At 34.2% G+C, this 21,834-nt stretch carries 12 protein-coding genes and 1 other RNA gene; 2 read left to right on the top strand and 11 right to left on the bottom strand.

The window, feature by feature from the left end; genetic code table 11:
- From CW751_RS11705 to ssrA, 7 genes are all read right to left on the bottom strand, one after another.
- A partial coding sequence (locus CW751_RS11705; RefSeq protein WP_101335218.1) for an FG-GAP repeat domain-containing protein occupies positions 1-1,437 on the bottom strand: 1,437 nt, incomplete at its 3' end.
- Between the two features lie 91 nt (positions 1,438-1,528).
- Positions 1,529-2,068, bottom strand: a complete 540-nt coding sequence (locus CW751_RS11700; protein WP_101335217.1) for an FG-GAP repeat domain-containing protein — start codon at positions 2,066-2,068, stop codon at positions 1,529-1,531.
- A gap of 20 nt (positions 2,069-2,088) precedes the next feature.
- Positions 2,089-5,718: a T9SS type B sorting domain-containing protein gene (locus tag CW751_RS11695; RefSeq protein ID WP_101335216.1), complete on the bottom strand. Its 3,630-nt coding sequence runs from the start codon at positions 5,716-5,718 to the stop codon at positions 2,089-2,091.
- Between the two features lie 147 nt (positions 5,719-5,865).
- Positions 5,866-7,542: a tetratricopeptide repeat protein gene (locus tag CW751_RS11690; protein WP_101335215.1), complete on the bottom strand. Its 1,677-nt coding sequence runs from the start codon at positions 7,540-7,542 to the stop codon at positions 5,866-5,868.
- A gap of 206 nt (positions 7,543-7,748) precedes the next feature.
- Positions 7,749-10,433 carry a T9SS type B sorting domain-containing protein gene (locus tag CW751_RS11685; protein WP_101335214.1) on the bottom strand — a complete coding sequence of 895 codons (2,685 nt, stop codon included), beginning with the start codon at positions 10,431-10,433 and terminating at the stop codon, positions 7,749-7,751.
- Positions 10,434-10,451: 18 nt separating this feature from the next.
- Complete coding sequence (locus tag CW751_RS11680; protein WP_101335213.1) at positions 10,452-13,604, bottom strand: T9SS type B sorting domain-containing protein; 3,153 nt, start codon at positions 13,602-13,604, stop codon at positions 10,452-10,454.
- 966 nt (positions 13,605-14,570) lie between these two features.
- Positions 14,571-14,975, bottom strand: a transfer-messenger RNA (tmRNA) gene (gene ssrA, locus CW751_RS11675).
- A 202-nt stretch (positions 14,976-15,177) separates the two neighbouring features.
- Here ssrA and CW751_RS15715 point away from each other — a divergent pair.
- Together CW751_RS15715 and priA are read left to right on the top strand one after the other, a co-directional pair.
- Positions 15,178-16,704, top strand: coding sequence for a primosomal protein N' family DNA-binding protein (locus tag CW751_RS15715; protein ID WP_240612574.1), 1,527 nt, complete (start codon positions 15,178-15,180; stop codon positions 16,702-16,704).
- Positions 16,653-17,660, top strand: a complete 1,008-nt coding sequence (priA, locus tag CW751_RS15710; protein ID WP_240612573.1) for a replication restart helicase PriA — start codon at positions 16,653-16,655, stop codon at positions 17,658-17,660. Before CW751_RS15715 ends, priA begins: the two co-directional genes overlap by 52 nt.
- A gap of 100 nt (positions 17,661-17,760) precedes the next feature.
- Here the strand turns inward: priA and CW751_RS11665 are convergent, their stop codons facing one another.
- The 4 genes from CW751_RS11665 to CW751_RS11650 form a co-directional block, all read right to left on the bottom strand.
- Positions 17,761-18,381: a TIGR04282 family arsenosugar biosynthesis glycosyltransferase gene (locus CW751_RS11665; protein WP_101335212.1), complete on the bottom strand. Its 621-nt coding sequence runs from the start codon at positions 18,379-18,381 to the stop codon at positions 17,761-17,763.
- A gap of 77 nt (positions 18,382-18,458) precedes the next feature.
- Complete coding sequence (arsS, locus tag CW751_RS11660) at positions 18,459-19,517, bottom strand: arsenosugar biosynthesis radical SAM (seleno)protein ArsS (protein WP_101335211.1); 1,059 nt, start codon at positions 19,515-19,517, stop codon at positions 18,459-18,461.
- 2 nt (positions 19,518-19,519) lie between these two features.
- Positions 19,520-21,001 carry a glycosyltransferase family 39 protein gene (locus CW751_RS11655; RefSeq protein WP_165779300.1) on the bottom strand — a complete coding sequence of 494 codons (1,482 nt, stop codon included), beginning with the start codon at positions 20,999-21,001 and terminating at the stop codon, positions 19,520-19,522.
- A gap of 43 nt (positions 21,002-21,044) precedes the next feature.
- On the bottom strand, positions 21,045-21,827 hold the full coding sequence (locus tag CW751_RS11650; protein WP_119782965.1) for a penicillin-insensitive murein endopeptidase: 783 nt from the start codon (positions 21,825-21,827) through the stop codon (positions 21,045-21,047).
- Between the last annotated feature and the right edge of the window lie 7 nt (positions 21,828-21,834).

Raw genomic sequence — 21,834 nt, 5'->3', positions numbered from 1 at the left:
TTGAGAAATTGTTGTAGAAGTATCTATATCTTGCCAAGATATTGCTTGTGTTTGACTTCCAAATAAACCATTTCCATTATCATAAGACCATATTATTTCTGAAATTGTTGTATCTGTTATTGGAAATGTAGTAGTTGTCGTTGCGATAATAGTTGTATTCCCACCCGAACAATTATCTGTAGCTGTAGGAGCCTGTGGTTCATCAAGCGAACAAATTGCAGAAATTGGACTTAACGAAGGCTGATTTAATTCAAGGTTACAAAGCTTGTATAATCTTGTAATCTTTTTATCATAAGGCCCCATCGTTCCTGCCCCTGTTGAAATACCTGTAATTAAGAGGTCATCATCCGAATCACCATCCACATCTCCAAAAGAGATAGACCCTTGGCTGATAGGTTCAATAGAGTTTTGAGTATATAAAGTAAAATTTCCGTTTCCATCATTAATAAACATTTCAGAAGACCTGTTATTATTACTTACTAATCCACTTACAATTAGGTCTGGATATGTGTCACCATTGATGTCTGAGAAACCAGCAGAAGCTAATTCAACCCCTGTAAGAATTAAACTAGTTTGTTCAGTAAATACTCCTGTACCATCATTTAGAAATAGCTTTGATTCTTTAGTGCTCCCGGTTGTTCTTCCAGAAACAACTACATCTAAATCACCATCTCCATCTACATCGGCATAGGCTAAGGCGCCTCTATTTATTGCCAATAAGCCTGAGTTTTGTAAGGTAAATTGTCCTGTTCCATCATTAATGTATAGATTTGTAGTGTAATCTGGATTTCCTTTGTCTCCAGAAATTATTATATCTAAATGATTGTCACCATTAACGTCTAAAATAATTACAGCACTATAATCAACTCCAATTAGAGGCGTTCCAGTTTGTTCTGTGAAACTTCCTGAACCATCATTAAAATAGATTTTCGCAATTCCATTTATGTTGTTTCCGTTATCCCCTGTGATTAAAACATCAGGAGCTCCATCTCCGTTAAAATCTGCAAAGTCAACCGTTCCATATTGAACTCCATCAAAACTTACAGAATTATCTAATGTATACTGTCCTGTACCGTCGTTAAGATATAATTTTGTAATGGGGTTATTACTAGTGTTTCTCCCTGATATCAAAAGATCCATGTAACCATTTCCATTTACATCGGCAACAGCTACATCAGCCAGACGAACCCCTTCAAAAGAGTTTCCAGTATCTTCAGTATAATTTCCATTTCCATCATTTCTGTATAATACTACATCTTCTGTAGAAGCTAAACCTACAATAAAAATGTCTAGGTCTCCATCATTATCTACATCGGTAAAAACAGAGTTGCCGTCAAACATATCTTTAAAAGGTGAAGGTGTAACTTCTGTGAAATACTGTCCATAGAAAGTGTTAGAAGCTATTAAAGCTGCAATAAATAAGTAAATTTTTTTCATAGTTTATAGTTTATTGTATTATTTAAGATAATTAATTATTCCATTTTTTTATTGTTTTCCCGTTTGAATAATATTCAATAACGAGACCTTTTTAAGAGGCCGTTACTTCTTGACCTATTGTATTTATTCTTTTTATTAAAAAGGCATTTGTTTCTGAGTTATCAATGCTAATTATTGGATAAACTTTTGCTTGCCCATCATAATCAACTGTTCCGTATTCTACGTCATCAAAATTTACAGTATTGTCTAGTGTGTATTGTCCTGAACCGTCGTTTATATATAGGTTAGTTGTGGGATTATTAGTGCTGTCTCTTCCTGATATCAAAAGATCTAGGTGACCATTTCCATTTACATCGGCAACAGCTACATCAGCCAGACGAACCCCTTCAAAAGAGTTTCCAGTATCTTCAGTATAATTTCCATTTCCATCATTTTTGTATAGTATTACAGATTCTCCAGAAGCAAAGCCTACAATAAAAAGGTCTAGGTCTCCATCATTATCTACATCGGTAAAAACAGAGTTGGCGTCAAACATATCTTTAAAAGGTGAAGGTGTAACTTCGGTGAAGTACTGAGCTTTCATGACTTTGGATGATATAGCCATTAAAACCAATAAGATAACAACTTTCATAATAAATGTTTTATGTTTAATTAACGGATAAGGTTAACATGTCCTTTATCTTTTATTTTTTCCTCCGTATTGTTGTCTCTAAACTCTAATATCCAGATATACGTTCCGTCAGGTACAATTTTATCTTTGTATTTACCATCCCATCCAAGGAATGGGTTATGTGATTCAAATATTAATTCTCCCCAACGGTTAAAAATCATCATTTTGTAATTCATTGGATCAAAGCCTGAAGTCATGATTGGAAGAAACATATCGTTGTGACTGTTGTCATCAGGAGTGAAAGTATTAGGCACATAATAACGTAATGATTCATCGATAAATATCTTTAAATCAGTGGTATCATTACATCCCAAATTAGAACTTGAAACTAATTGAGTGTTATAGTATCCCGACACCATTGGAAACGAATAAGATGGATTAACCTCATTTGAATTTATACTGTCGTTAAAAGTCCATAAATAGCTATTTGCACCAGAAGACTGGTTTATAAAATGTACTACTGGATTATCTTCAGAAGGATTGTGAGGTGTATAATTAAATGAAGCAATTGGTTTTTCACCAACACAAATTAAACTTTCTTCAGTAATTGAATTGCTACAGTTTGTTGCACCAAGCGTTTGAGTAAGCTTAACATCGTAACATCCTGGTTTTTCATAAATGTGTGATATAGTGCCACACCCACTAGTTGTCGTTCCATCACCCAGGTCCCATAAACACTGGTCACCATTGTTTGTTGCTCCACTTGAAAACTCCACAGTATAAGGAGCGCATCCTAAACTATCGTTGGTGAAGATGGATGCGGTTGCGTTTTCATATACAGTAACTTTTATACTATCAATAGTTTCACAACCGTTTTGATCAATTGCTGTGACAGTGTAGGTATTGGTTCCGAGAGAAGGTGTAAAAGGAATACCATTATTTACACCTTGACTCCATGAATAAGTGTCATTACCGTTAATATTTAATATTACTTCTTCTCCTTCACAGGCAGTAATATCTTGACCTATATTTAAGGTTGGATTTTGATTTAAGGTTATGGTAACTTGATCGGTGTTTTCACATCCATTATTATCTGTTCCTGTTACAGTATAAGTTTGAGTGTTACTTGGTGAAGCTTCGACAGTTGCTCCAACCGTAGTATTAAGACCTGTAGATGGACTCCAAACGTAGGTATCTGCACCATGTGCGTTGATCATAATGGAGCTTTCTTCACAAATTGCTGTATCTTGAATAGTATTAACAGTAGGTAGTGGATTAACAGTTATAGTGATTTGATCTGAATTGGAACATCCATTTGCATCAGTCCCAGTGACTGTATAAGTTTGGGTATTAGTTGGAGTACTCATCACAGAGTTTCCTACTGTTGTGTTTAGTCCAATTGCAGGACTCCAGGAATAATTATTTCCGCCAGTTGCACTAATATTTATTGATTCACCTTGGCAGATTATTTCGTCTGATCCAGCATCTATATTAGGTAAGGGGTTTATGTTCACTGTAATTTGATCTGTGTTTTCACAACCATTAGAACCTGTCCCTGTAACTGTGTATGTAGTTGTACTTGATGGATTTGCTATTACAGTACTACCGGTAGTCGTGTTTAATCCTGCAGCCGGACTCCATACATAACTTATACCGCCATTAGCAGTTAAAGTAGTGGAGGCTCCTTCACATATATCATTATTCTGGCCTGCATCGATTGAAGGTAGAGGTTTTGCAACTACCATTACTTCGTCCGTTGCTGTACAACCTGATGCATTTGTTAAGGTCACTGTATATATGGTGGTGTCGGCAGGTGGATTAAAAGGAATACCATTTGTAACTCCATTATCCCATGTTACTGTTTCGCCAGTACTCGGTGTTACAGATAGTGTAATAGATTCATTTTCACAAGTTTCTATGTCGCTTCCTGCAGAAACTGATGGAGTATTAGGAGATGTAATGGTAACCTGATCGGTTAAGGTAGTTGAACATCCAAGTATGGATATCGTAAAATCGGTATAACTTCCAATATCTAATCCAGAAACTGTAATTTCTCCGGAAGAATTTGCAGTATAATTATTGGGGCCGACTACACCATTATTATCATAGGAAATGGAATAAGTAGAATCAGGTATTAGTCCTGAAAAAGAAATTGTACCATTAGAAAGATTACAGTCCGTTAAGTTAGTGCTGGTAATATTGATGTTTGATTCACTAGGAAGTACAACAACTTCATTGTATTCTATGCTATCACATCCGTATATATTTGTAAATGTTTCTGAATATACACCATTTGAATTATAGGTTGTACCATATAATGTAATACTACTTCCATCACAAATAGGATGTAATTGATAGGTAGAATCAGGTGATCCTACATACACAGTAATAGTGGTGTCTTTAGAATCACCATTAGCATCGGTAACTGTTGCTTGATAAGTGGTGGTATTCGTAGGGCAAACGCTGTGTGGACCAGCTCCATTACTTATACCATGACTCCATGAAATTGTATAAGGAGATTGACCACTTGAAATAATTGCATTAATATCGGTGCAGCTTCCTTGACAAATAGTATCTGAAGTTAAGTTTAGCTCAATTTCAGGTCCACAATCAACCAAAACAGATGATGTTAAAGTATCAGAGAAGATGTTGCCGCAACCATTATCAGTGGTAACTACGACGGTGTAATCTGTATTATCTTGAGGTGTGTCAGTGAAAGGACCTGCGGAAGTGTTGGAAGTAAAATTAGTAGGGGATAACCATTCAAAATTAGCCGTCGGGTCCGTGTCTGTAACCTCTACGTTTATAGGTGTTCCGCAATAGATTGAATTGTTAGAAATGCTTAGTGATGGATTAGGTTCACACACAGTTTGAACATTGACATCGTCAATAACCATATAGTTTGGGGTGAGGAAAAATCCAAGTGGATCATTGGTACTCATATTTACGTCTTCTAAAAAATTACCTATAACTAGCCATTCTTCACCTCCATTTGCACAAAAAGTACCAGATACAATTGTACAGGTACTATCAATAATATTTCCTGGTGGATTTTGTACTTGTGCTGATGCATTTATTATTGAACCTGGTCCTATAAATTGTTCACCTGAGTTTTGAGTATCAATATTTACTTTCTGATCAGTGAACCACATGCCTATACCATCGGCAGAAACATTAATTGGGCTAGGATAACTTGATTTTACAAGCATAGAAGCGCAATATTGCTTTCCAGCTTCAAGAGGAGTGTTTAATTTTACTTGAACATACTCTCTGTTTTGTGAAACTGTACCGCCAAAAACTAACTGTCCTTCAACATTTGTAGAAGTAAATAATCCTATTGCACCATTTCCTGAGCCACAACCAACATCATTTGCCGAACCATTACAGTTTGAATTATGATAGTCTGGTGTTGATCCTGCATTACAATCACTAGGCGGTTGAGGGTAACAAGACCATTCGTCAGTTCCGTACCAATGCTCTAGTGAAGTATAATTGTAAAATAACTCAGAAATTGTATCTGAACAATTTATGGATGGGGTTTCAAAATCTCCATTGGGTACCAGATTTGGGCCACACGTGTTCGCGCATTGACTATAAGTTTGATTAATTGAAAGTAAATTAAAACTTATAAATATTAATATATAAAAACTTAATCTCATCCTTGAATCCATAAAGGGTAATGTTTGTATAGTATGACGTAAATATATATTTATCACTTTTCTGTAACAAATAAATAGGGTTTACAAAAGGTTAACAATAGCTGTAGGAGGGATGAAATTTGCTTTTGTCTATAATACTCAAGTTTTTTTAAGTAATAATTATATTTCAGATAAGAACTTAGATATATCCGATCGAGGAGGAAGATTAAGTTTTTTTCTTAATCTATTTCTTCCCATTTTTACACTTGATGGTTCTATACTCATAATTGCAGCTATTTCTTTTGAGGAAAACTTTAATAAAAGTAGAGAGCAAAGTCGGATTTCAGTTTTAGTTAACTGAGGGAATTTACTCTTCAATCGTTGAATAAATTGTTGATGAGCATGATCTATTTTTAATTCCAACTCTTTTCGATTTTCATCAACATAAATACTGTGGTTTACAATGTCTTTTAGTCGTTTAAGGTTGTTAATATTAGAATCTGTTTGTTTTGATATAGTTTTTATTTCTGTTGATAGTTTTTTTAACAGATTGTTTTTTTCTTGGATATGATTAGCAAAGTTCTCAATTTCTCTTTGTTTAAAAATAAGGTCATTTTTCATTCTCGACTTTTCTTCTTCTAAAAGTCTACTTTCTAGTTTGTTATGTTGTAGATTTTTTTTCATGTTTAATAGAATTAAAATCACAATAACCAATAAAACAATTACACCAATTATAGTTATATATAAGTAAACCTTTTCTAATTGTAGTTTGTTTTGTTTAATCTCCGCATTTTTTTTATAGAGTTCATATTTTTGCTGCTCTTCGAGTGCCATACTTTGAAGCTCTAAATTAGTTATATGCTCCTGAATTTTGTTTCCTTTTAGACTATCATTGTATACTATATAAGTTTCCAAATGCTCGGTTGCTAATTTGTATTGTCCAATACCTTTATAAGCATTGCTCATAAGACGTTCTACTTCCACAATATTTCTTAGTGATTCAATTTTTTTGAAATGGACTAAAGATTTTTGAAAATATTTGATAGCAAGTTCGTAATCATATTTTTTAAGGAAAACCCTTCCTTTGTTTAATAAAGCCGTACCCATTCCGTTTTCATTTGTAACCATCTCGAATTGAGAATATGCTTTTTGATAATTAATTAATGCGCGATCATAATCTTTCTTTTTAAAGTAAATCTCACCTTTATTATTAAATATTGAAGCTTCATACAAGTGAAGGTTTTTATTTTCAACCAATGACAATGCAGCATTGTAAAAATAATTAGCACTATCTAGTTTTTCGGATTTTTCGTATGCTAACCCAATGTTAATATAAATCCCTGCTAATAAGTTAGGCTCATCATCTTTAGTTTTCTCAAAATGCTTTTTAGCACTTAAAAGATAGTTTATGGCTTGATCATATTGATCTAATCGGGTATAGACATTGGCAATATTAGCCTCTATTTCAGCTGTTAATATAGGTAAATCATTTTTGGTAGAATAAGCGAGTGCCTCTAAAAGATGCTTGATTGCAAAGTCATAGTCCCCTATATAATAAAACATTACACCTATTCTTGCATTGTAATGAGCTACGCGAGCTTTATTGTTTTCTTTTTTATGGAGCGTTAATGATTGAAGTGTGTACCTAATAGCTTCTTTATAGTTTTCTTTGGTATGGTAGTGTCTGCCTAATGAATCTAAAAGGCTGGATTTGTTTTCATAAGAAATAGTATCTTGTTTAATGATATTTAAAACACTATCATATACAGGTGGAGTCTTGCTGAAATTGAAAGCAGGTTTAAGCGCATTTAATTGGTTACTTGTAATTAACAACAAAAAGAAAAAGAACCACCTCATATACACATTTTTTATTTCACTCGCATATTGCAAAAATAAACTTTTAATGCTTACTTTCTTTTGTATTAAATAAAATATCTCTTAAAAGTTATATTAATGTATGTTTAAGAGATATTTACAATATTATTGTTCGAATAAGAAAATATTAAATAGAAAAGGAGATGCAAAACATGTTTTACATCTCCTTGGCCTTAAAAATCACCTGATTATTTTTTAGAACTAATCAATTGTACATGACCATGTGCCGCTTTTTGTTCGTTATTAAAGCCCTTGAAATTAATCTTATAAAAGTAAGTTCCATCACTGCATTTCTCACCTGTGTTGTTGGTTTTACCATTCCATTTAAAGTTTACCTCATTGCTTTCGAAAACTACGTTACCCCAACGGTTAAGAATGATAATATCTAGGTCACTAACACTTTCTACATTGACCAGTTTAAAATTATCATTATCATGATCCCCATTAGGTGTAAATACATTGGGGATTGTATATCCAATTTCGGACGGATTAATGCTTACTTCTTGTGTATAAGTATCTGAACAATTATTATCATCAATTGCAATTAAGTTAACCATGTATGTTCCTGGAGTATTAGATGAAAAGTTATGTGTTGGATTGATTTCATTTGAGTCTTCAGAACCGTCTCCAAAATTCCATAAATAACTCGTTGCATCTTGTGACATATTTTCAAAAGTTACAATGGGGTTTTGAACTGTTGTGGTAGTAGGATTTGCGGTAAATTCAGCAATTGGACCATCAATGTTTACAACAACGATGTGTGTATCTCCACAAACAGCATCACCTAAGATATATTTAATAGTATGTGTTCCTGCATTAGCTTCTGTCGGATTAAATATTGAGTCGTTTACTCCAGGTCCAAAAAACGTACCTCCACTTTGAGTTGGAACGAGTAGAACTTCATCATCATTTATACAGTAATCGTTTGATAAGCCACTGAATGCTGCATCTAACTCTAATGGTTCAGCAATTAAAGTATCATGAGCAATTTGGCATCCATTATCATCAGTAACTAATAATGAATATGTACCTCCGCAAAGTGTGTCTACCTCAGTTTGTCCACCATTTATAGGGGCACCACTTTCGTTAGTCCAAATAGCTGTATAGCTTCCAGTTCCACCATCAACCGTAACGTTTACATTTCCGTCACAAACACCATAACACGATGGAGGTTGAGCTGATATAGTATAGGTGAGTTCATCTGGGGCTGTAATAGATATGTTGTTTGATGTTTTACATCCACTATCATCTGTTACTTCTACCATGTAATTACCAGCACAAAGATTGGAAGCTGTATTAGAAGAGGTGTTTAGCGTATCTCCATTTTGGTTTGTCCAAATATAATTATAGGGAGTAGAGCCTCCTGAAACTGTAATTTGAATGTCACCATCGCAGTCACCAAAACAAAGTGGATGTGTTGTTACTGTGTTGTCAATAGAAGGTCCGTTTAAATTTCCTACAACTTCAGTTCCAGTAACATTACAGCCAAGTGAATCTGTGACTACGATATTGTATGAATCAGCCGCAAGATTTGAAAAAGTATGACTATTTTGAATTGTATTGTTGCCATCTATGGAGTAGGTAAGGGAACCTATGCCACCGGATGCTGTAATTATAATTTCTCCGTTATTGTTTCCACATGATGGCTCTGTTATTGTAGCTGAATAAGTAAGATTTGAAACGTCAATAATAATTTCAAAAACATTGAAACAGGAAGGGTCTCCAGTATCTTCAGCTCTAATCCAATAGGAACCACCTGTATTCACAATATTATTGATTGGGTTTACATCATTTTGTGCATCTGTTTGGCTATTGTGATAAGTGATAGTTGCTGCATCAGAAGTAGGGTCTATTGCGTTGTCTAAGTTCTCACTTCCGCCGTTGGCACATATTGCTAAATTATTAACTATAATGTTGGGACCTACACAATTACATGCTGATGGACTTTGATAATTGGCTACTGAACTACAAGCTGTTAAGTCTGAGAAGTATGCTGATATATTGCAATTGTTTCCATCAGGTGTTAGTCCAGTTAAGGTATAGTTTTGTGGACTTGTAAATGGGGCTGAGAAACTTGTTGTGTTTCCATTGCAATCTTCAACTATTAAAGTACCCGTTGTTGGCTGGTCAGAAAAAGTGATTTCTCCCGATACTGAATAGGTATTTGTAGATGGGTCACATGTCGAAGGAGTTGCTGTAACTGTTATGTCACAAGGTGTAGTAATGCTGCAATCTGTTGCTCCTGATCCTCCTGTTTGATTTACAGTGATAGTACCTGGTTCTTGATCAGAGTTTGTAAGTAATAGGATGTAAACTTCACCTGTTTGTCCGTTAGGTGGAGTAGAGGTTCCATCAATGGCATTTACAAATGGAAAATTAGACCAATAATCTCCTCCACCTTGAACTCCCAAACCAATAGTTTCTGTTGCACTAGGGTCAGAACTACATTGGATAGGACTTGCGCCATTCATTACTTGATTACATCCAGAGGTGAGGTCTGAGAATGGTCCCCACATAACAAAATCTAAATCAATAGGGTTATTTATTGTGTTGTATTGTTCAATTTCTAATTCTATATCTCCACTTTGAGAAACTTCAAAGTAAAACCATTGAGGGGCAACCATTGCATTTACATCATTGACACCTGGAATACGCTCTAAACAACCATAATCTGGGCCAACTGGTATATCGTTATTAATACTGTTTGGGAATGAAGAATTGGTCGCATCTGAACATATCGGCTGTGCATTTATACAAAGTGGAGCTTGTGCATTTATAATGTTCTGCTGATATTGAAAAAGTAACCCCAAAATTAATAAGCTAATTACTTTCATTGCATTCATTCTCTTTTTCTTTAAAATTGCATTTTTCATATTGTAGTATATTTAAAGTTAATGGCCTCTTGATAATTGAATGAAGCCATGCTTTGTTTCTTTCTGATTTAAGTAGTTTTTTATTGTGATTTTGTATAGATAAGTTCCATCAACACAGTTATCTCCAGTATTGTTTAATTTCCCATTCCATTTAAAGTCAATCTTGTCGCTTTCAAAGACAACGTTACCCCATCTATTTAGTACAACTATTTTTAAATCTTTTATGTTTTCTGCATTTATAAGTTTAAAAACATCATTTTGTTGATCATTATTCGGTGTGAAAATATTCGGTATTTTGTATTGAGTTTTAGGAAGAACTATACTAATTGTTTTTGAAATAGAGTCTCTACATCCAAAGTTGGAAATAGCTTTCAACTTCACAGTGTATTGTTTTGGTGCAACTTCAGGGTAGATGTGATTTGTATTAAACGAATTTACCTCTGCCGACCCATCTCCAAAATCCCAGTAGTAATCAACAGCACCAAGTGATTCATTTGAGAAAGAAATGTCTGTTGCGCTAATATCAGTTACTTGTGGGTTGGCGTTAAAGTCAGCAATTGGATTTTCTTGAACTGTTACCAGTTCAACAGAACTTTCAGGACAGTTTCCTGGAGTTTTGTACGTTACACTATAAGTTGTTTCCGCAATACCGTTAGAGATTTCACCAGTTGTTGAATTTATTGTAGCGCCATCTGTTACAGGTGTCGAAAAGCTAAAATATCCACCTGTGTCACCTGTTATTATTGCGTTGTTAGTTTGACCTTCACAATAGTTTGTAATTGAAAAGGATGGGTCTGGAATATTGGGTTCAGTTAAAACTATTAATTCCGTGGTTGAACACGTACTCATTGATGTACTCACTTCTACACTGTATGTACCTGCACATAAACCAGATATCTCATTGTTATTAGTGCCTATAGGTATGTTGTTTTCGTCAAACCATTGGTAAGTGTAGGGCGCTGTACCTCCAGAAACACTGATTGATATTTCTCCATCACAGATGCCATTACATGATATATCAGTTGTCGTTATATCGTCAATTATTGGCTCTCCAATGCTAGACACATATTCAGTTCCCGATACAAGGCAGCCATTATTATCTGTAATTTCGATGTTATAGGCACCTCCTGTAAGACCGGAAAAAGTACCATTGTTTTGAGTTGTTGTTCCTCCATCAATTGAAAAAGTGTAGGGGATTGAACCACCTGTTGGGTTTAGTACAATTTCTCCGTCAAAAGCATCACAATTTTCATCTGTAATTAATGTCGAATAACTTATGATTGTTTTTGACACTTGAATTTCTGAAACTTCAAAACAGTTAGGATCATGTGGATCTTCTGCTCTTACCCAGTATGAGCCTTCAGCTGTTACATTAGGGCTGATAGGATTGGCAGAACTATTGGCATCAGATGGTGATCCGTAAAATGAGATATTTGCTGGATCAGATGCAGGGGCTATGGCATTTGATAAATCTCCAGTATCGGTAGCGCATATATCTAAGTTATTTATAACTAGTGTTGGAGGTGTGCATCCCGGGCATGGATTTACATTTACAGTTAAGTAAGATGTGTCGGTTGCGCACCCTGGATTTCCATTTGTCATAACTAATTTATAAGTAGTGGTGCTTGTAGGACAGACTTCTGGTTTTTCAATTGAAGGATTACTTACACTTGAAGCTGGACTCCACTCATAAGTTGGGGATATATTGCTTGGCGGGCTATCAAAGTTTATGAACCATCCTTGAGAGTTAATTTTTGGAATGGTTAAAAATCCAGGTTGATTATGGGTTCCTTGTATATATATTTTCCATTCACCATTGGTGTTACAGCCAGTTAGATTCGAAAATGGTTCAGCAGGAGCGTATTCATTATTGTAAGGCGATGTACCTGAGCTAATTGGTATCCCACCAGTTGCAAAACAAATACTATCGGCAAGACTTCCAGATAAATCTCCCACATTGACTAAATTAATAGAATTTCCGCTAGGACATTGAAGAACTATTTCAATCATGCTTAAATCTAATGCTCCAGGACTAGTGGGAGTGATTAGGGATAATGAAGTAATACAAACTTTGTTGATGCTGTTATTTGTAACCGTTTGATTATATAAACCAGAAACTTCAATTGAATCAATTAATTGTACTGAGCCTGGATTACCAAAAATACTAGGTGTGCCAGTTTGTTCCTGATAGGTATCGTCTTCAAAAATGTTAGATACACCTTCTGTAAATTCTAAGTCTGCACTTCCTTCTATTTGAGCGCATTCACCTGGACAAATAGGGTTAGGGTTAGCATTTAAGTTCACGCTATAAGAAGGATTTCTAACAATTACTTGAAGCTCATCTGTACAAACGGTACCGTTTCCGGTTGTTAGCTGAACTGTATAGTTTGTTGTGGAAGTTGGTGCTACACTGTTTGGGTTTATACCTCCAGTGCTGCCTGTAGGATATGTATAATTGTCGTGAAGCCATTTAATTTCGGAATTTACATCATTCTCAAATATTTGTACATTGTCAATGCCCCAGTGGTCATTATCAGCTCCTGAACCTGCATCTTGACGCCATCTAAAAGTAGTATTTGTTGTAATTGCAGCTAAAGGGATTTGAAAACACCAATTGTTCCAATTAACAAGTTGCGCATCATGTCCTCCAACTGGATCAAAGTAATGAATTTGTACCCAGTTTACTCCACCGTCAATTGAATATTCAAGATAAACGCCTTCATCTGGTTCGTCTGGTCCCTCACATGGTGAAGCATCTCCTTGTTCTGCAAAAAGTAAATCAAAGCAAATTGTAACACCGGCAGTTGCAGCAGATAAGTCATAGGATGCGGATTGAAGTAGTCGGGGAACATCTGTATTGTTATCCATCCATGCGTGAGGGGTTCCATCAACACCTAATGGTGAACAAGGATTTGAAAAATTGACAGCGCCTGATGTTGATGACCAACCGCTCCCAAATCCTCCTGTATTAAAGTCTTCTGTAAGAATTTCAAGTCCTATAGACAATCCTTCTGCACTTAGTTGAACCGAATCACCACAATATATTTCTACAGAGTTTCCAATTCCATTTTTGTCTGAATCCGCAAATAAACTACATTGAGCTTTTGTTTTTATATTGAACAGACAGAGTATTGAAAAGCTTAACATAATATGTAAATAGTTGATCTGCATGTTATTTGGTTTTTCAGTGTTTTTTAACTTCGTATTACGCTGATATTTTTTTTAGTTAATATTGAAATAATTATTTTTTTTTAGCGATTCTTAATAATGTAAATAGAGTTATTAATTTACAAAACTGTCTGTTCAGCCTATATTCAAATTTAAAACAATCTTAAATAAAAAATAACAATAGCAGGGTTTACAAAAGGTTAACAAATACATTTTGTGTTCACAGTCAAATCGTTATGTTTGCTTAAAGGGATTCATAAAACGAATTGTTTTTAGGAGGTTTATTGGATGAATTTATCTCACTATTGATTGAAATTGGCTAAATGATATTATCGTTATCAATATATTCAAAGTAACTTTAAAGAAGTAGTCTTATAAGTTATGGAGGATTTTATATTAGTAAAAGCCCGATACACTAATTCAAATTTACATTGATAAAATATCAACTAATACTTTGCACCCCTATTTTTTACGTACAAGAAAATAAAAATGTTATTCATTTTATGAGTTACATAAGTAGTATTATTATAAAACTATAACGGATGGTCAAATCGTTGATTTAGAAAAAAAAATCTATTATATTATTCTTGTCTTTTAATACCAACAAATAACTTTTTAAATTAATTTTTAAGATACAAACAGAGGTAATATATATTCATTCCCAACACTTAGTCTTGATCCGTTTATTCAGCGAAAAAGTAAAAAATCAAGATAATCCGAAAATCAAAAGAATCACAGTTCGGATGTTTTGCTTGGGATTTGGGCAGTTGTCAGCACTATGATTCTAGTGATTAAATGATCGGCTGTGATTTCCAGCGTAAAGTTTGATTTGAAAGAAAATCCAAGTAATCCCAAAAATCAAATAAATCACAGTACAGATGTTTTTCGTCGCTCAGCATAAACTTCTCATCCCGATTTTCATACTAACAAAAAACTCCCCATAAAGTTGGAGAGTCTTTTTAAATCATTCTGTGGAGCTGGAGGGGTTCGAACCCTCGTCCAAACAATGAAACAATCAGCCTTCTACATGTTTAGTTTGTAATTGGGTTTTCGATTATGGAACGGACACAAACACCCTTACCATAACTTATCTTCGTTAAATTTCACATGCAAACAGAAGCCGGTTACATGCTATTCTCAAATTGTTGATTTCTCGGGGTCCAGCGCTCATGAGACGGGAGAACTGGCGAGAAACTTGTCCCTCTTACTGTTCTTCGGAGTGGATTAAGCGTAATAACCTGAGGTTATTAGGCTGCAAGATTATATGACGTGTTGTCAATTATCGTTTGTGATCAGAGATTTACGAGACTCATCACATGGCTCGACATGCTTATACTAATCATCCGCAGTTGCTGTCAAATCCAGGTCAGCCCCAAATAATTAGTGTTGCAAAGATAGAGAACAATTACTTATAAACAAAATCTTGAAAATTAAAATATGTTATTAATTGAAAACTACCTTGCAATTGAGTTTATTTTGAGCGTACAAATCAGAAAGGAATGCAAAAATCAATTTTTCAATCTAAAATTCCTTTGCTTTATATTCAAAATCCCCACTTCATTCTTAACTTTGAAATGTGGAAGAAAGAAAGACATATTTTGTAGATGTAATTCTACCTGTACCTATTAATAACGCTTTTACATATCGTGTTCCTTTTGAAATGAACGAATATTTAAAAACGGGAGTTAGGGTAGTGGTACCGTTTGGGAAATCCAAGCTTCAAACGGGAATTATCATAAAAATTCATGAAGAAGTACCGAAAGATTATCAATCAAAGTATGTTGAAGCTGTTCTCGATGAATACCCCATAATTACTGGGAAACAGTTTAAGTTATGGAATTGGATTTCTGACTATTACATGGCTCCACTTGGCGATGTAATGAACGCTGCTTTACCTTCCAATTTTAAATTGGGAAGTGAAACTAAAGTTTTGCTTCATCCTGAATTTGAAGGGAATACCGATAAGTTAACAGATAGAGAATATCAAGTTTTTGAAGCATTGGAAGTTCAAGAAGAACTTGATTTAAAAGAAATTTCGGATATTTTAGGCATTAAAACCATTCAGCCTGTCATTAAAGCGATGATAGAAAAACGGGTGGTGATTACCCAAGAAGATTTAAAACAAAAATACACGCCAAAAACTCAATTGTTTGTCGAATTTGCAGAAGCATATCAGTCCAATGAGCAAATTGAAGCAATCGTAAAAACCTATAGTGAAGATTCAAGAAAAAAGAAACAACTTGATGCATTGCTCACTATGCTGCATTTGGGAAGTTTTAAACAAGGGGGTTCAAAACCAATTTTAAGGTCTTTATTAACTGATGAAGGAGTCTCGGCTTCTTCAATAAATACTTTGGATAAACATGGAATCTTAGAGATAAAAAGACTTGAAATTTCACGTCTAACTGATGGAGAAGATGCTGATTCTGCGTTTATGGATCTCTCAGATGAACAAAATAGAGCTTTATCCGAAATTCGTTCTTCTTTTGAAGATAAAGATGTCACTTTACTGCATGGTGTAACCGGTTCTGGAAAGACAGAAATCTATGTTGAGTTAATTCAAGAACAGCTCGATAAAGGAAAACAAGTTTTGTTTTTACTCCCAGAAATTGCGCTTACAACTCAGTTAATTCAACGTTTACAGCGTTATTTTGGTGATAAAGTTGGGGTTTACCATTCTCGATTTAATCAAAATGAACGCGTTGAAATTTGGAACTCCTTGCTGCATGGTGATACTACGAAGTTCCAAATCGTATTGGGTGCAAGGAGTGCTGTTTTTCTGCCATTTAGAAAGTTAGGACTGATTATCGTTGATGAAGAACACGAGTCTTCGTTTAAGCAATATGATCCTAGTCCAAGGTATAACGGCCGAGATACTGCGATTGTTTTGCGTGCATTTCATGATGCGAAAGTGCTTTTGGGATCGGCGACTCCAGCTATGGAATCATATTTTAATGCGGAGGAAGGAAAATATGGACTCGTGAAACTAGACAAGCGTTTTGGAGATATTCAAATGCCTGAAATATTTACTGCCAATCTCAAAAAGAGAAAATGCAGAAAACTATGCAGTCAGACTTCTCTGGATTTCTTGTTGAGCACATGAAGGAGGCGCTCGATAATGATGAGCAAATCATTCTTTTCCAGAATAGGAGAGGATATAATCCGGTTTGGGCCTGTGAGGTTTGTGGTTGGAATCCGCATTGTAAGAATTGTGATGTATCGCTGACCTATCATAAAAACAGCAATATTCTAAAATGTCATTACTGTAGTTATTTCACGCCGCCTGTTGGAGCTTGTCCGAAATGTCAGAGTAATCGCCTAAAAATGATAGGTTTTGGAACGGAAAAAATTGAAGATGAATTATCTATCATTTTGCCAGGCGTTAGGGTTCAGCGTTTAGATTTAGATACTACAAGACAGAAAAATAGCTACGAAAATATTTTGCGTGATTTTGATGATAGGAAAATCGACATCTTGGTTGGAACCCAGATGGTCACCAAAGGTTTAGATTTTGATAATGTGAGCTTGGTGGGGATTTTAGATGCAGACATGATGCTAAATCGACCAGACTTTAGGGCTTTTGAACGCAGTTATCAATTAATGTCACAAGTAGCTGGACGTTCGGGTAGGAAATCCAAACGGGGTAAAGTTGTGATTCAAACTTACGATCCTGACCATTGGATTATCAGGCATGTTATTGAACACGATTACATGGGAATGTATAAAAATGAGTTGATTGAAAGAAAGAATTATTTTTACCCACCTTATTATAAAATGATTAACCTTACGCTCAAGCACAGAGATCCAAATAAACTGGATATGATGGCGGCAGATTTAGCCGATAGAATGAGGGAAGTTTTCGGCAGTCGTGTTTTAGGGCCAGAATTTCCAGTAGTCAAAAGAATTCAAAATAGTTACTTGAAGGTTATACGTTTAAAGGTGGAAAAGGAAGCGTCGCATAAGAAAGTGAAAAAACTTTTACAGAAGAAAATAAATGATTTTTACAGCGCTCCACATAATAAATCAGTGCGGATAATTATTGATGTTGATCCAATATAATTAATTACGAATAGTATAATTATGAATTATAAATTTCGAATAATATAATTACGAATTGTTTTGACACTCAAAATGATGAAGAGGAATTGTCGAACTTTAGCTAATTTGAAATTTCAACATTAAAACGAACATATCCTTCGCGTTGTAAGTCTTCTTCGTAGTCAATGTCAGATTTTTCGGGTAATCGTGCATGCGTAAGATTCAATTTCTTAACTTTTGAAATGGTGTCTTTGCAAACACTTGCTGTGCTCCATTCAATATCTTGGAATAGAGAAGGAGTTAGTTTTTTCATGCCAATAAGATAATATCCACCATCAATTGCAGGACCAATAACAATGTCCTTGCTTTCTAATTCATTAAAAGCTTTTTCAATGTCTTGCGCGTTCATTTCGGCACAATCTGAACCGATGATAATTGCTTTTTCGAAGCCCAAATCAAAGGCATGTTTAATTGCATTATGCATTCTTGTTCCTAAGTCTCCTTGACTTTGAACTTTGAAATGAGTTTTAGTGTTTTCCCAACGCAATTTGTCATTTAATTTAGATGTGCTAAAAACAAATCTTTCTGCTTCGACTTTTGCTGAAACTTCAGCTGTATAATCTAACAGTTGAATGTAAATCTCCAAGGCTTTTTCGTCACCTAAAGTTTGTGCTAATCGAGTTTTGCAATGACCAAGAACTGGGTTTTTGGTCATTACAATTAAAGCATTTTTATTTTGCATCAGATAGATTTTTATTCAAACTAAAGCTTTAGGTATGTTTAGTAAAGGGTTTGGTTTATAATAATGTTATGATTTTGTTATGCAATCGTTCCTTGACAACTAGAACCAGCTCCTGCTGTACAGCCATAACAATGTTGACCAATCATAATTTCTCTTTTAAGTAATTCATCTTTATTGAAATTATTTACATGCTGACGATCGGATTTCACTTTTAATTGCAACATTTGATTAAAGTCACAATCATATAAATAACCTTCCCAATCTACGGAAATTGTGTCTTTACACATTACATTTTCAGCCGCTGCTGGATTATATGCATTGATCAAAGTTTCCATGTAATTTTCATATTGATTTGCTGCCAAAAGAAAATCTAAATACCTTGAAATAGGAAGATTTGTTATCGTAAATAAAGAATTGAATTCAATGTTCCAATCTTCTTTTAACCTCACTTTATAGTCTTTTTCTAATGAAGATTGGTCTGGAGGTAAATTAGCTCCACCAGGATTAAAAACTAAATGTAAATCCAAACCAGTTCCTTCTATTCCGTAACCTAACTCATTCAATTTCAATAGCGCTTCAATCGATCGATTAAAAACACCACTTCCTCTTTGTTTATCAACGTTCTCTTGAGAATAACAAGGCATGGAAGCAATAACTTCGACCTTGTGTTTTTTGAAAAATTCAGGATAAGTTCTGTAATGTTTATTAGATACTAGAATGGTAAGATTACTTCTCACAATCGTTTTTACATTACGCTTTGTTAATTCTTCAACTAACCATTGAAAATGTGGGTTCATTTCTGGCGCTCCACCGGTTAAGTCAACTGTTTTAACCGAAGTTTGGTCGATGATATTCAGAACAAGTTCCAAAGTTTCTTGAGTCATGATCTCTTTTCTATCAGGCCCAGCATCAACGTGACAATGCTCACATGTTAAATCACACATATAGCCTAAATTCAATTGAAGAATATCAATCGTTCTGGGCTTTAGTGGCGCTTGATTATGTGCTTTGAGTTTATCGTAAAACCTTGTCCCTACACGTCTTTTATGTTCCAATAATTCAATTTGGTTTGTCGCTTTCGATAGGTAGCTGCCACGGCGTTCTAACGATTGAGTTTTAGTTATTCTGTTAGACATAATTATCTTGAATTGCTTTTGTAGATATAAAGATCAAATATTTCATGGAAATGTTGTTTATTTTCTAAATTAAAATTTGTGTCAAGCGTTTCTTTAATATTGTTTTTAGGATAAATTAAATCTACTGCTGCGTCCAAAAATATAAGTTCTTCGGTATTATTGATTTGTATTTCTCTTGCGTTATTAACGGTGAAAATATTTGCTTGTTGAAGTGCTGCTTCAATTGATTTGTATGATCCATCAGAATCGAAATAGCTAAATATATTTCTATCAAAATGATAAGCAAATGTAAGTGAGAAATTTTTTGGAGCAATATAAACTTGTGTGTTTGAATTTTTATTTTCTATGATATAATTTACCGTTTGTTTAACTGCTCTTTTATTGCTAATAAACGGTTTCGCAGTAAATATAAATAAACCACAAATAATAAGAGGGATAACAAATTTAATCCTTGATTTTTGAATAATAAAATCGATACAAATCGCCAATAGCAAATAAAAGGCAATTGATGCAGGCATGAGATAACGATCTAAAAACATAGGATACCAATAAGACAAAATAAACATCGAGAAAAAGATCAAAACAAACCAAAAACAAATAAGTTGATGGGGGAGTGGAAGTTTAGTTTTCTTTAAAAAGATAATTTTTACAAGCGCAGCTGCAAAGGTCAATAATACGAATGTAGCCACCACTGGAGCATTAGAGAATTTACGAACCATATCATAAAGTGCATGAATACCATTTGGTGCAGTTAACCATGTTCCTGTATCAACTGTGTCACTAATTCGTTGAAAAATGACGACGATATTAGGAATGTAGAGAATTAAGATGCCTAATCCAATGATGAGTAAACTTTTCCATCTAGCCTTTATAAGTTGAAGATTGACAAAACTAAATACAAGTTGTGTAATCAATATAAAGAACCCAAAATAATGTGCGTAAATTAAAGCTGTGTTAATGAGAATGAGAGGAATTGATCTTTTAAAAACTATATAAATATTTTTATGTTTCGACGCTTGATAGTTTGAAAGCAATTTAAGGAAATGGTACATTGACATTGTACACAATAACCCAAATAAAGCATATACACGAGCTTCTTGTGCGAAGTAAGTATGATAATTTGAAGAAATAAAAAGAATGACAGCATAAAATGCGATATGTATATTTAAAAACTTCCGCCCAATTAGAAATATATACATAGCTGTTATGCTACTAAAAAGCAGAGAAAGAAAACGAACAGAGTATTCGTTTATTCCAAAAAGTTTTATCCAAATATGTAATATGATTTCATAGAGTGGCGGATTATTACCAGTTGAAAGTAATTCTATTATTGAAGAAATATTCATTTGTGCATGATAAACACTAAAAGGCTCGTCTCCTGCTAAATCATTTTTATCAAGATATATAACCTTAATGGTAAAGTGCAAGAACACTAATAAAAGCGCTATGATTGAAAACCTTTTATCGTGAAATGCTACTTTCATATTTTTCATTTTTGTATTCAGGATAAGATTTCGTTTTCTGAATTTAATTTTTCCTAAAATCAACATGATAATGCTCATCATGTAAACCGTTGATTAATGGACTTAGGTTTTGAACGAGATAAATATCACTTTCTCGGAGCTTTTTGCCATAATCTGTGGCATATAATAAATTTTTCAATTCTACTTTTATGATTACTTTTTCGATCTTATAGTTCATTTTTTTAGCTTCTTCATTTAAAATTAAAAGATGTTGAGCAATTAAATTAAAATCTATTTGAACCTCCTTGTCCTTGGTGTACTGACCTTTATTGTTAAACTTTAGAAGATAATGCCGCGCACCTAAGGTGTCTAAACCATAGTAAGGAGTACCTTTTTTTAATTTGGGCATCATAAAATCTACGCTTAGACCATTTTGATGCGTTCTGTGCGGATAAATTTCACCTCCATTTTTGTTGGATAATTCCATGAGATATAAAAAGCGATTTGGCAAGAATTCATATAATTTTTTATAACTGTTTAATATAATTTTTCTTACGATATCAGAGGTGAAAGCACGAGATGCTAGGTAAGACTTATAATCAAAATATCGAAAGTTCTCACCATAAAAAGGAAGTATTTTTCCATGAACTAAACTCCCATTCGATACTGTTCCTAGTTGCTGACTGATTTGATTTATTTGTTTATGTTCTTGTTCAAAAGCAATGACAGCTAAAGAATCCTCATTGTGATGAATTATAGGTTTATTTTCTGTTTTATTTTGATTTTCTTGTGCCTGACAAGCCAAAAAAACAATAGAAATCATTAAGAGAGAAACATTCTTTAGCATCTAACAA

Origin of the sequence: Brumimicrobium salinarum, from assembly GCF_002844555.1 — a bacterium.
In the GTDB taxonomy this organism is placed as follows: Bacteria; Bacteroidota; Bacteroidia; order Flavobacteriales_D; family Crocinitomicaceae; genus Brumimicrobium; species Brumimicrobium salinarum.
This window is presented reverse-complemented; position numbering and strand designations above follow the sequence as displayed.

What these genes read in the sequence shown, in the direction of transcription:
- CW751_RS11695 (WP_101335216.1), bottom strand. Translation starts at nt 5,718, where the DNA reads ATGGATTCAAGGATGAGATTAAGTTTTTATATATTAATATTTATAAGT.
- CW751_RS11650 (WP_119782965.1), bottom strand. Translation starts at nt 21,827, where the DNA reads ATGCTAAAGAATGTTTCTCTCTTAATGATTTCTATTGTTTTTTTGGCT.
- priA (WP_240612573.1), top strand. Translation starts at nt 16,653, where the DNA reads ATGCAGAAAACTATGCAGTCAGACTTCTCTGGATTTCTTGTTGAGCAC.
- CW751_RS11665 (WP_101335212.1), bottom strand. Translation starts at nt 18,381, where the DNA reads ATGCAAAATAAAAATGCTTTAATTGTAATGACCAAAAACCCAGTTCTT.
- arsS (WP_101335211.1), bottom strand. Translation starts at nt 19,517, where the DNA reads ATGTCTAACAGAATAACTAAAACTCAATCGTTAGAACGCCGTGGCAGC.
- CW751_RS11655 (WP_165779300.1), bottom strand. Translation starts at nt 21,001, where the DNA reads ATGAAAGTAGCATTTCACGATAAAAGGTTTTCAATCATAGCGCTTTTA.
- CW751_RS11700 (WP_101335217.1), bottom strand. Translation starts at nt 2,068, where the DNA reads ATGAAAGTTGTTATCTTATTGGTTTTAATGGCTATATCATCCAAAGTC.
- CW751_RS11685 (WP_101335214.1), bottom strand. Translation starts at nt 10,433, where the DNA reads ATGAAAAATGCAATTTTAAAGAAAAAGAGAATGAATGCAATGAAAGTA.
- CW751_RS11680 (WP_101335213.1), bottom strand. Translation starts at nt 13,604, where the DNA reads ATGCAGATCAACTATTTACATATTATGTTAAGCTTTTCAATACTCTGT.
- CW751_RS11690 (WP_101335215.1), bottom strand. Translation starts at nt 7,542, where the DNA reads ATGAGGTGGTTCTTTTTCTTTTTGTTGTTAATTACAAGTAACCAATTA.